The 12,962-nt window shown below is 60.9% G+C and carries 13 protein-coding genes, 1 tRNA gene and 1 other RNA gene; 8 read left to right on the top strand and 7 right to left on the bottom strand.

Annotation, left to right across the window (positions count from 1 at the left end; translation table 11 throughout):
• The first annotated feature begins 78 nt into the window (after positions 1-78).
• Positions 79-1,083, top strand: coding sequence for an AraC family transcriptional regulator (locus tag G9U53_RS12605; protein ID WP_007731570.1), 1,005 nt, complete (start codon positions 79-81; stop codon positions 1,081-1,083).
• Here G9U53_RS12605 and G9U53_RS12600 read toward each other — a convergent pair.
• Complete coding sequence (locus G9U53_RS12600) at positions 1,076-2,122, bottom strand: putative sulfate exporter family transporter (protein WP_081557240.1); 1,047 nt, start codon at positions 2,120-2,122, stop codon at positions 1,076-1,078. The two genes, G9U53_RS12605 and G9U53_RS12600, sit on opposite strands and share 8 nt — an antisense overlap.
• Positions 2,123-2,223: 101 nt before the next feature.
• Here G9U53_RS12600 and G9U53_RS12595 point away from each other — a divergent pair, with 101 nt between their 5' ends.
• On the top strand, positions 2,224-3,132 hold the full coding sequence (locus G9U53_RS12595; protein WP_165638737.1) for a LysR family transcriptional regulator: 909 nt from the start codon (positions 2,224-2,226) through the stop codon (positions 3,130-3,132).
• Between the two features lie 7 nt (positions 3,133-3,139).
• On the opposite strand, the gene G9U53_RS12590 is transcribed toward G9U53_RS12595, so the two are convergent.
• The 4 genes from G9U53_RS12590 to ffs all read right to left on the bottom strand — a co-directional run bounded on the left by G9U53_RS12590 (position 3,140) and on the right by ffs (position 6,627).
• Positions 3,140-3,721, bottom strand: coding sequence for an HhH-GPD-type base excision DNA repair protein (locus G9U53_RS12590; protein WP_003943868.1), 582 nt, complete (start codon positions 3,719-3,721; stop codon positions 3,140-3,142).
• Positions 3,722-3,739: 18 nt separating this feature from the next.
• Positions 3,740-5,095, bottom strand: coding sequence for a glycosyltransferase 87 family protein (locus G9U53_RS12585; RefSeq protein WP_165638736.1), 1,356 nt, complete (start codon positions 5,093-5,095; stop codon positions 3,740-3,742).
• Between the two features lie 98 nt (positions 5,096-5,193).
• Positions 5,194-6,486: an aminotransferase class I/II-fold pyridoxal phosphate-dependent enzyme gene (locus tag G9U53_RS12580; RefSeq protein ID WP_003943985.1), complete on the bottom strand. Its 1,293-nt coding sequence runs from the start codon at positions 6,484-6,486 to the stop codon at positions 5,194-5,196.
• 41 nt (positions 6,487-6,527) lie between these two features.
• Positions 6,528-6,627: signal recognition particle sRNA small type (gene ffs / locus G9U53_RS12575), an RNA gene on the bottom strand.
• 136 nt (positions 6,628-6,763) lie between these two features.
• Between ffs and G9U53_RS12570 the strand changes: the two genes are divergently transcribed.
• The 4 genes from G9U53_RS12570 (at position 6,764) to G9U53_RS12555 (ending at position 9,649) form a co-directional block, all read left to right on the top strand.
• Positions 6,764-6,851, top strand: a tRNA-Ser gene (locus G9U53_RS12570).
• Between the two features lie 532 nt (positions 6,852-7,383).
• Entirely contained in the window at positions 7,384-8,475 is a 1,092-nt protein-coding gene (locus G9U53_RS12565) for a Fic family protein (RefSeq protein ID WP_242692527.1), read from the top strand.
• A gap of 26 nt (positions 8,476-8,501) precedes the next feature.
• Positions 8,502-8,774, top strand: coding sequence for a hypothetical protein (locus G9U53_RS12560; RefSeq protein ID WP_054800548.1), 273 nt, complete (start codon positions 8,502-8,504; stop codon positions 8,772-8,774).
• Positions 8,775-8,830: 56 nt separating this feature from the next.
• Positions 8,831-9,649 carry a pentapeptide repeat-containing protein gene (locus G9U53_RS12555; protein WP_064073548.1) on the top strand — a complete coding sequence of 273 codons (819 nt, stop codon included), beginning with the start codon at positions 8,831-8,833 and terminating at the stop codon, positions 9,647-9,649.
• Between the two features lie 61 nt (positions 9,650-9,710).
• Here G9U53_RS12555 and G9U53_RS12550 read toward each other — a convergent pair whose 3' ends face one another.
• Entirely contained in the window at positions 9,711-10,019 is a 309-nt protein-coding gene (locus tag G9U53_RS12550) for a DUF6191 domain-containing protein (protein ID WP_007731580.1), read from the bottom strand.
• Between the two features lie 134 nt (positions 10,020-10,153).
• Between G9U53_RS12550 and G9U53_RS12545 the strand changes: the two genes are divergently transcribed.
• Together G9U53_RS12545 and G9U53_RS12540 are read left to right on the top strand one after the other, a co-directional pair.
• Complete coding sequence (locus G9U53_RS12545) at positions 10,154-10,825, top strand: response regulator transcription factor (protein WP_064073549.1); 672 nt, start codon at positions 10,154-10,156, stop codon at positions 10,823-10,825.
• Positions 10,826-10,864: 39 nt separating this feature from the next.
• Positions 10,865-11,644: a helix-turn-helix domain-containing protein gene (locus G9U53_RS12540; protein WP_003943809.1), complete on the top strand. Its 780-nt coding sequence runs from the start codon at positions 10,865-10,867 to the stop codon at positions 11,642-11,644.
• A gap of 22 nt (positions 11,645-11,666) precedes the next feature.
• Here G9U53_RS12540 and G9U53_RS12535 read toward each other — a convergent pair whose 3' ends face one another.
• Positions 11,667-12,956, bottom strand: coding sequence for an MFS transporter (locus G9U53_RS12535; protein WP_064073550.1), 1,290 nt, complete (start codon positions 12,954-12,956; stop codon positions 11,667-11,669).
• Positions 12,957-12,962 lie beyond the last annotated feature (6 nt).

The following is a 12,962-nucleotide window of genomic DNA, read 5'->3' as shown; positions in this document are numbered from 1 at the left end:
ATGTGAGATCCGGCTCACATGCTTAACTTGACGAGACACACAACACAACATTTCGGGACATCGAGTAAAGGGGGCCCCATGAAGCCACTCGCCCGCTACGCGTCACTGAACCGATACGTCGACCTGTGCCGAACAGTGGACGTGGACGCTGTGGCCCTCATGAGAAGTGTCGGCCTGAGCCCGGCAAGCCTGGCGAACCCCGACCAATGGGTACCGGCCGCCTCCATCGCATCGCTCCTGGAGCGATCGGCAGCGGAGTCCGGACACGAAGACTTCGGGCTTCTACTCGCCGGCCTGCGTCGACTGTCCAATCTCGGTCCCCTCAGCTTGGTCATCAGGGAAGAACCAGACGTCAGGAGCGCACTCGACGTGTTGATGCGATACGAGCACACGTACAACGAGTCATTACGCATTCGATTGAACGAGGTCAACGGACTCGCCACCCTGCGAATCTCGCTCGAGGTCGGCGAACCGGTCGACACCAGACAGAGCGTCGAACTCGCAGTCGGCGCGACACTGCAGATCCTGCGGAGTTTCCTAGGTTCTCGATGGCAACCGGTCAGCGTGGGATTCACGCACAATGCCCCGAAAGACACGAGCACGCATCGGCGAATCCTCGGCGAGACGGTGGAATTCGATCACGAGTTCACCGGTATCGTTTTCTTCGCCGCCGACCTGGATGCGGCTAACCAACTTTCCGACGAGTTACTCCGGCCGTACGCTCGCCAGTTCCTCGACTCGCTTCCCGCCTCGGAAACCTCCGATACCCTCAGCCGCACCAAGGAATTGATCGAAGTTCTGCTTCCGACCGGCCGCTGCTCTGTCGAGCAGGTGGCACGCAGTCTCGGATTCGACCGGCGGACACTGCACCGTCATCTCGCCGAATCCGGAGATACGTTCACGGCCGTTCTCAATTCGGTTCGAAGCTCCCTCGCGGAACGATTTGTCTCCAACCCTCGCTATTCGTTGACCGAAGTGGCTGTGCACCTCGGGTTTTCGACGCAGGGTAGTTTCTCGCGCTGGTTTCGCACTCAGTTCTCGATGAGCCCGAGCGCGTGGCGGACTCAGCGCTCGATCAGCTGACCAGCACGACTCCGACGTAGGCGATCGTTGCCACCCACACAGTGGAAATCGCGGCCAGCACGAATGGCCGGGCGCCAACTCCACGAATGACGCTCAACCGCACCCCCAGCCCGAGTGCGAACATCGCGGCCGCCAACAGCGCCGTCTGCACCGTCTTCGCCAGCCCCAGAAGCTCATCCGGCAAGATGCCCGTGGAGCGCAAGCCCATGCAGCAGATGAATGCCACGACGAACAACGGAATCAGCGGGGGACGCTTGGCGGCAGTGCTGTCGACCATCCTGCGTTGCCGGATACTCAGAAACGCCATGACCGGCGCCAACATCAACACGCGCGCAAGTTTCACCACGGTCGCGACACCCAACGCGGTGGCGCCGAGAGCGCTGCCGGCAGCCACCACTTGCGCCACTTCGTGGATCGACCCACCGGCCCACATGCCTGCACCGACCTCGTTCATACCGAAAGCGTTGGCCAACAGTGGGATTGTCGGAATCATCAGAGTTCCGAAGATCACCACCAACGCAACAGCGGTGAGCAACTCTTCCTCTCGCGCATTCACCACACCGTCCGCAGCAGCCACGGCGGCAGCGCCACAGATCGAGAAGCCGCAGGCAATCAGAATTCTCTGCGACCAACCCAATCCGAGAAGTTTTCCGGCATACATGGTCCCGGCGATACCGAGGAACACAATCGCAACCACAACGGCGATCACTCCCCAGCCCAAACCGACGATGTCGGAGAACATCAATTGCAGCCCGAGCAGAGCGATACCCACCCGAAGTAGCCGTTTCGCCGAGAATGCCAGGCCAGGTTGGAATTTCGCCGGCAAAGAGACGGTATTCGCCAACACCGCACCCGCCACGATCGCAATCAGCAACGGACTCACGGCGGAGGTGAACCGACCGGCTATCAGCGCGACCGTGGCCCCCAAGGCGCACAACGCAACTCCGGGCACCAATGCAGCCACACTGGACCACCGTCGTACTTCTGACGAAGGGGCGACTGCGGGTTTCTCGGCCACGGACTTCACATCACGGTTCACTCATCCAGCGTCCTTGAGCCACCATCGCTCCGGTAGGGCGATTTCTACCATCACGGCATATCAAATCGATATGAACGTGAAGTTCGGTATAGCCTGTTTGCATGACCAGACGGTGGCCCGACCTCACCACTCTCGAGCTACTCATCGGCATCGATGATCACGGAAGTCTCAGTGCGGCAAGCCGTTCAGCAGACATTGCGCAGCCGAATGCCAGCCGCGCCGTCAAAGCACTCGAGCGGCAGCTCGGGATGCCACTCATACACCGAAGGTCGACGGGGGCGGCTTTGACTCCGCAGGGGACCGTAATCGTCCACTGGGCGCGCCGCGTCCTCGCCAACTCGAGGCAGCTTCTCGACGTCGCCGAAGGGATGCGGACCGAACGATCCGCGGAATTGACCGTGTGTGCCAGCATGACCGTCGCCGAACATCTGATTCCGGCCTGGCTCGGTATCTTTCGGTCACTACATCCTGGTGTCACCGTCCACCTTCAGGTCTACAACTCGACCCGCGTCCTCGAGGCTGTCGAGGTGGGAATGTGCGACCTCGGATTCGTCGAGTCACCGACCGTTCCGAAGAGCCTGTCCAGCGTCACCGTCGCGCGTGACTCGCTGGTCGTGGTCGTTCATCCGGATCATCCATGGGCGCGTCGACGAAAGCCGCTGACCGTCGCCGAACTGGCAGCGACGCCGCTGCTGGTGCGCGAGCCCGGATCGGGAACCAGAACGACTCTCGACCTGGCGTTACACGAATACGAGCGCGGTGCACCGTTGTTGGAACTGGGTAGTTCGGCCGCGATTCGAACCAGCGTGCTCGGTGGCGTCGGCCCGGCGGTACTGAGCACGCTGGCCGTCGAGGACCAGGTGAAGCAGGGAGAACTTCGGGTCGTAGCCGTCGAAGGCTTGGAACTCGACCGATCCCTGCGTGCAGTGTGGCGCCCGCCGCGTCAGCTCGAGGGCCCCGCAGGCGACCTGATGAAAGTAGTGCGTGCCAGCGGGTCCCGGAAGTCCTGAAAGCGGCTTACTTCTTGTCGGCCTTCGCTGCTGCCTTTGCGGCCTTCTTGAACTCGCGGACCTCGAGCAAAGACTGTTCGTCGACCACGTCTGCAATCGAGCGCCTCGAACCTTCGAGCCCGTAGTCGCCGGCCGCTTGGCGCCAACCTTTCGGCTCGACGCCGATCTGTTTTCCGAGCAACGCCAGGAAGATCCGGGCTTTCTGATCCCCGTAACCGGGTAGGGCTTTGAGCCGCTTCAGCACTTCCTTGCCGTCGGGATTTCCCGAAGTCCAGATCGCCGCGGTGTCGCCGTCGTAGTTCTCGACGATGAACTGGCACATGAGCTGGATACGCTCACCCATCGACTTGGGGAATCGGTGCACAGCCGGAGGCTCGGCACAGACGGCGATGAACTCGTCGGTGTCCATGTCGGCGATACGCCTGACGTCGATACCGCTGAGCCGATCCGCCAGCTTCTTCGGACCGAGGAAGGCCGTTTCCATCGGAACCTGTTGATCGAGAAGCATTCCGATCAACAACGCCAACGGGTCCTCGGCGAGGAGAGCATCAGCTTCGGGGTCACCGACAAGGTTCAGTTGAAGTGCCATGAGTCCGATACTGCCACGTCAGACGGCAGTTGTGACCGGCGCCGACGCATCCGGGGCCGGAATCTTCCACTTCTTCCAGCCGAACAGAACCAACGTCGAGACCGCGGCAAGCGTGAAGACCCAGAGGTAGACGCCGACGGTCGGAATCCGCAGATACTCGGGCGGCACGAACATGAACAAGCCCATTCCGATGAAGCGATCCGTACCCGGAATGACCGACGGGTCCCACCAGGTGTGAGACCAGTTCAAGACCGGGAGCAGGAAAACGAACGGCGCCACCCACGCCCAGCGCTTCTTCGACACCATCGCGTAGTGCGCGGCGAGGACGACCAGCGGAACGAACCACACCCAGTGATGGCCCCACGAGAACGGCGAGACAGTGGTCGCAGTCAACCCCGTCATGGTGAGGCCGAGCAATTTCTGGCCGTGGCGGTGAGCAATCCACGCGGCACCGAGTCCGAGGCATACCGCTAGCGCACTGAAGACTAGGACCAGGACCCGCGACGGCGTCGGAGTGTGAGTGAGCTGAGCGATCAGACCGGACACGGACTGGTTGCTCGGAGCATCCGTCGGTCCGACGCGTTCGCTGTCGACAAGAGTGCCGGTCCAGTACTTGTACGCATCGTTGTAGATCACGACGAAGCCGATCGCAACGGTCGCAGCGAACGTCACGACGGCCGTCACCAACGCACGCCATTGACGAGTGATGAAAAGGTACGCCCAGAAGAAGGCCGGAGTGAGCTTCACGCCGGCGGCGATGCCTGCCCCGATTCCTCGGAGCCGACTCTTCTCGTCCCGACCGAGGTCCCACACGATCAAGAGCAGCAGGAAGATGTTGATCTGCCCGAGCCAGAGCGTCGTACGTATCGGTTCCATGAACAGAAAGATCGTGGTGGCCAACGCACTGACGGCGTACGCCTTCACGTCGAGCCGATAACCGAGATACTTCCAGCACAACACGATCACTGCGAACAACGCAGCGATGTTCAAACCCGTCCACACGACAATCGCCTGTTTGAACGAGAGCACCGCCCACACCGTGAACAGCAAAGCCGCAAACGGGGTGTACGTGAACATCATCCCGTCCAGGACTGGCCCGTCGTACAACGGAAGGCCCTGAACCACAACGCTGCCGCCGTGGCGGTAGACGTCGAGATCGAGGAAATTTTCGAAGATCCCCCAGTACCGCGTATTCATCGGCACGGCGAAAAGAACCATCAGCACGGACGCGACTGCCAGAACACCGAGCAAAGAGAATCCGAGAACACCGACACGGAGCGTGCGTCGCGGTATGTCAGCTTCGATGACCGCCTCTGATTTCGCGGTGTGCGCCTCGAAAGAAGGCCCATCCGAAGCGTTGATCGCGCCCGTCACTACAACCTCCGGGATTTACACCCTATGTCGGGAATTGATGCTCCGAACGGTACAAGACGAGACCGAAAAGTACCGACCGGGCACGCCGCTTCGAGAACTCAGATCTCGGAGAGACGCGATTCGGTGGCTGCGAGCAGGACACACGTAGCCACGCCGTCCATGGCAACTTCGAGTTCAGCCTTGGACGGGAAGCTCGGGGCCAACCGGATGTTCCGGTCATCCGGATCCGTGCTGTACGGGAAAGCCGATCCGGCAGCGGTGAGCGCGATACCCGCGTTCTTCGCCAGTTCGATGACCCGCTTGGCCGTGCCGTCGACCACGTCGAGGCTGATGAAGTATCCGCCCTTCGGCTCGGTCCAAGACGCGACCTTCGATGCACCGAGACGATCCTCGAGGATCCGCAGTACGAGCTCGAACTTGGGCGCGAGGAACGCGCGATGCTTCTCCATGTGCGCACGAACGCCGTCGGCATTGCCGAAGAAACGCAGGTGGCGAAGCTGATTGACCTTGTCCGGTCCGATGCTCTTCTTGCCCAGGAACTTCTGGTACCAGGCAAGGTTTTCCGCAGAGCTACCGAAGAAGCTCACACCGGCGCCGGCGAAAGTGATCTTGGACGTCGACGCGAACACGAGCGGACGGTTGGGGTGTCCGGCCTCCGCTGCCATCGAGAGAATGTCGTAGGAAGGCGCAGTCTCGCCGACAAGCGGATGTACGGCGTACGCGTTGTCCCAGTACAGGCGGAAGTCGGGCGCGGCCGTCGGCATCGACGCGAGCGTACGGACAATTTCTTCGGAGTACACGGCACCGGTGGGGTTCGCGTAAACCGGAACCGCCCACATGCCCTTGATCTGCGGATCTGACGCAACAAGTTCGGCGATCTTGACGACATCCGGGCCGTCGTGGTTCATCGGCACCGCGATCATCTCGATGCCGAGGGACTCGGTGATCGCGAAGTGGCGGTCGTAGCCCGGTGCGGGGCAGAGAAACTTGATCTTCTCTTCCTGTGCCCACGGCCGGGCCGAATCCGGAGTGCCGTGGAGCAGTGAGAACACGACGTTGTCGTGCATGATCTCGAGGCTCGCGTTGTTTCCGGCGAGAAGGTTCGCAACGGGGATACCCAGCAGCTCACCGAAGATGGCGCGCAGTTCCGGCAGACCGGTGAGTCCGCCGTAGTTACGGCAGTCGGTGCCGCTTCCGTCACGGAAATCACCGTCGCCGGGCAGCGTCAACAGCTCTGCGGAAAGGTCGAGTTGTTCCGGGGAAGGCTTACCGCGGGTCAGATCGAGTGCGAGCTTCTGCGCCTGGAGCTGCGTGTACTTCGCGCTCTGGCTCTCATGCTCGGAGGTGAGTTCTTCATGGCTCATCAACCCGATCTGGGTTTGGATAGGCATCCGGAGCGGCCTTTCACCGACGAGGCGGGGTCGGGTATGTGAAAAAATAGAGGACCCCGCGCACCCGGCAGAGCCCGTTGACCCTTGCTGCCTTCCGGCCCTGGGGGAGTTCACAGGATGCGCGCCGCGCGGGATCCAATGAACAGTGTAGACGGCTTTCGCCGGCCGCTGCACACCACCTACCGGGGCCGAGATGCAAACATCGAGTTCCACCGGTTCTTCGCAGGTCAGGTACCCGTTTAACGCTTCGCGCCCGCAATTGGGTATGCTGCTCCACGGAGGATTCGCCTAGTGGCCTATGGCGCTCGCCTGGAACGCGGGTTGGGTTAACGCCCTCAGGGGTTCAAATCCCCTATCCTCCGCCAAAGGAACCCCTGTGAACTGCTGAGAAGCGGTTCACAGGGGTTCTTTTCTGTCCTCATGCAACGAGTAAAGCAACAGGGTCTCGGTTCAGCTCGATGTTCTGCGAGCTCAGACGGTCTGCCGACTCGTGGTGGTTTCGATCCCGCAGCGCGCCGAATCGGAATGCTGCTGCGTGATTTCGAGTGGCCCGCCGATGGCCCGAACCCGATTCGGGAAGCTATGGCCACATCTGCTCCTGCAGCCCGCGTTGGTCATGAAATGACACCCGCGCCGCAAGTCTTATTTATCCAGATCCCATTCTGGATAAGATAGGCATGGAAAGCAAGGCGGCAATATAGCGTGGATACGGGGAGAGACCAGATGGCGTACAGGACGTTGAAATCGATCTTTCACCAACGAGATCGTGCTGGTGCCGATGCTGAGGAGCGAGCGCGACGCGATTCTCCCGCCGCCGTCCACTGGGACCTACTGATCGGCGAACACTCGACGTTCGCACTGATGACACCCGAAGTCGCAGCGCTGATCGAACGGATCATGAGCTTCGAGCCGAAGATCCGGGCTGAGTGGAACGGGCTGCCGGCCCTCGCGCGCACCCACTACCTGCATCGCATGGTGATCGACGAGATCCAGGCAACGAACGAGATCGAACAGGTCCGCTCAACCCGGAAGGAGATCAGCGAGGCAATCGAGATGGTGTGGGCGGAGCAACCCCTCGCGAACAAGCGGTTCGCCGAGATGGTGCGGCTCTATCTCAATATCGGCAACGACCAGGCCGAGAGTCCGCAGACGCTCGACGACATCCGAGACGTCTACGACGCGGTAACTCGGGGCGAGATTCGCGACGAGGACGCCCCCGATGGGAAGCGGTTCCGGCAAGGGCCAGTATCGATCACGTCAGGAATCAAGGTCGTGCACACCGGTGTGGTACCCGAGTCAGCGATCGACGACGCGCTGACCCTCATGCTGAGACAGGGGGGCGACGACTCGATTCCACGACTGATCAGGGCAGTGGTCGCGCACTTCATCTTCGAGTACACGCACCCGTTCTACGACGGCAACGGCCGAACCGGACGCTACCTTCTCGCGCTGGACCTTCGACAGGTGTTGGCTCCGTATGCGAGCCTGGCATTGTCGGCGACCGTCGCCGACAACAAGGATCGTTACTACAAAGCATTCTCTGACGCGGAGAATCCATTGAACCGCGGAGATCTGACGCCCTACCTGATCGATATGCTGGAGATCATCGCCGAGGCGCAACATCGACTGCTGCTCGACCTCTCCGAGAGGCGGCATAAGATCGACACACTCGAGGCGCGTATCCGCGTTCTGGTGGAGGATGAGGAATTTCCGCTGAACTTGGGACTCGATCGCGAGTCGACGCCGCCGGTTGATAGCAACCACATCGGCGCAGTCCTGTTCACCCTGGGTCAGACCCACTGCTTCGAGGCGAACCGCGCCATCAAGTTGAACACCCTGGTCGAGGTGGTGGGTCGATCCAGCCAGTTCGCCCGCCCGCGACTTCAGCGCCTGGACGATGCCGGGATCATTGAGACGGTTACGAAGAGACCGCTGCGCTTCCGGCTCACGGCACGGGGGGTATCGCTCCTCGATCTGGATGGGGAGTGATTTTCGCCAGGTCGCAGATGGGCTAGGTGGCGATTGGGCGCACGATCGACGTTTCCATTCCCACTCGCGAATGGAGTGCAGAGGCCGCAACATTTGTGGTCTTCGTCGGCGCACTGGTTCTGCCGCCGGGTACCGCACGGCGATTGGTTGCAGCGAGCTGGGCCGTCCACCCGATTTTCGACCTACTTCACGAGCGTGGTCCAGAATCACGTCTGCCGGATTGGTACCCCGCAATTTGCGCGGGATACGACCTCGGAACCGCTGGACTTCTTGCTGCCGAACCACGCAATTTCGTTTGACAGACTCACAAACCCGAGGACAGACTTTCCGTCCAACCCAACCATCGGGAGTACGCGTGATTGCCGGCCAGACCAATCTGCTCGCAGATTGCAGCAGTTGCTTCGGTCTGTGCTGCGTCGCACTCCCCTTTTCCAAGTCCTCCGACTTCGCGACCAACAAGAATGCCGGCGACCCCTGCAAGAACCTGCAGCAGGATTTCCGTTGCGGCATTCACACCGGATTGCGAAAGAAGGGCTTCACCGGTTGCACCGTCTACGACTGTTTCGGTGCGGGACAGAAGGTTTCACAGCAGACCTACGACGGCGTCAGCTGGCGTGATGCCCCGGAGACCGCGTCAGACATGTTCGAAACCTTCCCTGTCATACGCCAGTTGCACGAACTGCTCTGGTATCTCGCCGAAGCCCGCTCGCTGAAGCAAACCCACTCGATACGAAAGGAACTCGACGCTGCACTCGCAGAGACGGAAAGCCTGACCAACGGCACACCTTCGCAGATTCGAGCCGTCGACGTCTCAGCACACCGAGCGGCAGTCAACACACTGCTCTTGCAGACGAGTAACCTTGTGCGCTCACCGATCTCAACCAAGAAGGGTCGAAAACTCGACCACCGCGGCGCAGACCTCATCGGCGCCAAATTTCGTGGTTCCGATCTACGTGGGGCCAACTTTCGCGGGAGTTACCTGATCGGTGCAGACCTCCGCGACTGCGAACTCGATCGAGCCGATCTGATCGGTGCAGACTTACGCGGCACCGACATTCGCGGCACAAAACTCCGCGGCAGTATCTTTCTCACTCAGTTCCAGATCAACGGGGCGATCGGCGATTCGGCTACCACACTTCCCGATTCACTGACCCGCCCCAGCCACTGGGCCTGAACCCGACTGTCAACTCCGTCGTCTGTCGGCGACTGTCAACTCCGTCGACTGTTGACGACTGTCAACTCCGTCGACGGAGAACGACCTTGTTAGCTTCCGGATCGACAGACACCCACGGCGGGTCACCGTCCGTTCCGTCCTCACGATGCATCAATGCGCTCTGACGCTGTTCGAATTCATGATGCTTGGACCCCTGAAACAGGGCAGCAACCTCTTCGAAGCCCGCGGCCGAGACCGGACGAGTCGTACGTCCCCGAGTCCACGGCAGTGCCCGGCCGCCGGTGAGCCGGTTCCAGAGAGTCTCGGCGAAAGCGAACAGGACCAGCAGCACGAGCAAGCCTGGCAGCGTCAACGCGAACAGAGTGCCCATGAAAGAAGTCTAGCGACGAACGCCCCCGGTTCCCTCGACTTCCGATCGGCCGCCCTATGTCTGGTCCCGCGGTCGATGATCTGCCAGAATGCAAGCTGTTACGACTAGTAACACCTTCGGGGGGAGGATTTCACGTGAGCTTGATACTTGCAGCTACCGACCGTTCGGAGCTTGCCCAGACACTCGGTACCGAATTAATACATTTCGGGCACCAGATACAGCTCGTCCGCACCGGGCGCCGCCTACTCGATGACCTGGACACCGACAGTTTCGATATCGCCGTGATCGATCTCCTTCTGCCGGACATCGACGGCTACGAGATCGCACGGCAGATCCGCTTGCGCAGTTCGATGCCGATCATGATGCTGGTGGATACCTACGAGGACATCGACGAAGCACCACATCGCGCTGTCTCGGACTTTGTGCTGAACCCGATCGATTCTCACGCGCTCGATCTTCGGGTCACCGCAATCCTTCGTGAAACCGCACATCCCGCCCCCGGCAAACACCAACGTCACGGTGACCTGCTCCTCGATCGACGTGCGATGACGGCGACGATGGGCGGAAAGCTGCTGGTCCTCAGCCGGACAGAATGGCGGGTGCTCCTGGAGCTGTCGACCGAGCCTGGGCGCGTGTTCTCACGTGATCACCTGATCCGAAACGTGTGGGGTTCCGACCACGAAAGGACGCGTGTAGTCGACGCAACCATTCTCAGCCTGCGGTCCAAACTCGAATCCGATCCCGCGAAACCGAAGTACATCAAAACCATCAGGGGATTCGGATACCGCTTCGGCCCGGTCGACTGAAGTCGCCTTCGTGTCGGTGCCGCTCGATAAGCTCTTGTCATGGGTTGGTACACACCACAATCGGTCGCCCCGGATCTCTCCGACATCCTGGTGTGTGGCTGGACGGCGTGCGCAGAAGGAGAACACCTCCTCGTGCCCGATGCTTGCATGGACGTGCTGTGGATACGCGGCGTCGGCATACGCGTCTGTGGCCCCGAAACCGCTGCATGGTCATTCACTCTTCCGCCCGGAACACGCTCCGTGGGTGTTCGATTCCGCCCTGGATCGGCATCGCCGATGTTGCGAACCTCGGCGTCCGAGCTTCGGGATTCTCGCGCCGATCTCAGCGATGTAACCGACGCACGCACGGAACGAATACTGTTGAACCGCTTGGAAAATTCCGAAGACCACGAACAGGTCTCCATCCTCGAAAGCGCTGTTCGGAGTTGGGTAAGTTCGAGTTTCCGTCACGATCCGGTGATCAACCACGTTCGCACCGCACTGTCCGAACATTCGTGGAATGTCAGCTCTCTCGCCGACGCGGCGGCACTGACTTCGCGCCAACTCCAACGTCGATGCAACGACGCCTTCGGATACGGCCCGGCAACGCTGCGCTCGATCCTGCGCCTCCAGCGCTTCATGGCGCTCGCTCGCAGTCGACCCGCGCTGGGACTCGCTGAATCCGCAGCGCACTGCGGATTCAGCGATCAGGCCCATTTGACTCGTGAATGCCGCCGAATCTCGTCACTGACCCCGGCAGCTCTACTCCGAACTCAAGCCCCCGACTGGCACGGGTCGGATACCGTCGTCGCGCTAGCAGAGGGAGACGCGGTCGCGTAATCCCGACCGCGCTCCCCCGCCGTCACTTCTGCCTGAAAAGCGTTCTTGCCGACCACAGCCCGCCGAGGGAGAGCACTGCGACGGTCATGTAGTAGTAGCTCGGGGCGTCGAGCGAGCCTGTTGTACTGATCAACCAGGTCAAGACCAACGGCGCGATTCCGCCGAGCAAGGTCACTCCGAGGTTGTACGACAATGACATGCCGGTAGCCCGGATCTCTGCCGGGAACAGCGAACTCATCAAGGCAGGCAAGGGACCGAAGGCAAACGCCATGATGACACCCAGGACCGAAACAACCAGGACGAGGGTCAGAGTCGACGGGTGATCGACCATCAATTTGAAGAGCGGCCAGGCCAAGACGATTGCCGCAACGGCGGCCCAGGTCATAACTCTCGCCGGTCCGACCCGGTCTGCAAGATGCCCGATCAACGGCACGGTGATCAAGGTGACCAGTCCGGCGACGATGCCGCCGAGATAGCCGGCAGAGGCGGAAACTCCGAGGTTCTTCACGGCAAACGTCGGCATGTACAAGATGAGATAGATCGAGATCGTCGCGACGCCCACTACTGCGGCACCGGTCAGCACCCGGCCGAGATGCCTGGTCAGCGTCGTCTTCAGCGGAGCCTTTTCCGGAACACTCGTCTTGAAATCGTCCGTTTCGTCAAGCTTGGCACGGATGTAGAGTCCGACCGGCCCGACGATGATGCCGAAGAAGAACGGAACGCGCCAGCCCCACGAGTAGAGCGCTTCATGCGAAAGGTGAGTGTTGAGCACGTATCCGAACAGCGATGCCAGGAAAACCGAGGCACCTTGGCTGGCAACTTGCCAGGAAGAGTAGAACGCCTTCTTGTGTGGCGCAGTCTCCACGAGGAAGGTTGTAGCAGTACCGAATTCACCGCCGGCGGAGAATCCTTGAATGAGACGCGAAACAAGGATGACGACGCCCGCCCACGGTCCGATCATCGAGGTCGTCGGCGCCACGGCCATGATGAGCGTGCCGATCATCATCAGCATCATCGTCAACGTCAAGGCGTTCTTGCGCCCGCGACGGTCGGCATAGCTTCCGAGAACCATCCCGCCAAGCGGCCGGATGACGTACGAGATCGCGAACGTCGCGAACGTCAGTATCAAACCGAGCGTGTTGTCGCCGCCGGGAAAGAAATTATGGGCGATCACCACTGCGAATGATGCGTAGACGATGACGTCGAACCATTCGAGCGCAGCGCCGAGCGAACTGCTGATCACCGCCTTGCGAGCAGCGGCCAGGCGTTCCGGGGTGACTGTTCCGGAGGTTGGCGTAGTTGCCGTGGACATGGTTTT

Origin of the sequence: Rhodococcus sp. D-46 (assembly GCF_011290655.1) — a bacterium.
GTDB classification, from domain to species: domain Bacteria; phylum Actinomycetota; class Actinomycetes; order Mycobacteriales; family Mycobacteriaceae; genus Rhodococcus_F; species Rhodococcus_F qingshengii.
Note: the sequence above shows the minus strand (reverse complement) of the source record. Positions and strands in the feature narration are given on the sequence as shown.

Coding starts and splice junctions, on each gene's coding strand:
- G9U53_RS12590 (WP_003943868.1), bottom strand. CDS start 3,721: ATGGCACTTCAACTGAACCTTGTCGGTGACCCCGAAGCTGATGCTCTC.
- G9U53_RS12580 (WP_003943985.1), bottom strand. CDS start 6,486: ATGCCTATCCAAACCCAGATCGGGTTGATGAGCCATGAAGAACTCACC.
- G9U53_RS12550 (WP_007731580.1), bottom strand. CDS start 10,019: ATGGGCACTCTGTTCGCGTTGACGCTGCCAGGCTTGCTCGTGCTGCTG.
- G9U53_RS12535 (WP_064073550.1), bottom strand. CDS start 12,956: ATGTCCACGGCAACTACGCCAACCTCCGGAACAGTCACCCCGGAACGC.
- G9U53_RS12565 (WP_242692527.1), top strand. CDS start 7,384: ATGAGCTTCGAGCCGAAGATCCGGGCTGAGTGGAACGGGCTGCCGGCC.
- G9U53_RS12595 (WP_165638737.1), top strand. CDS start 2,224: ATGACCAGACGGTGGCCCGACCTCACCACTCTCGAGCTACTCATCGGC.
- G9U53_RS12605 (WP_007731570.1), top strand. CDS start 79: ATGAAGCCACTCGCCCGCTACGCGTCACTGAACCGATACGTCGACCTG.
- G9U53_RS12540 (WP_003943809.1), top strand. CDS start 10,865: ATGGGTTGGTACACACCACAATCGGTCGCCCCGGATCTCTCCGACATC.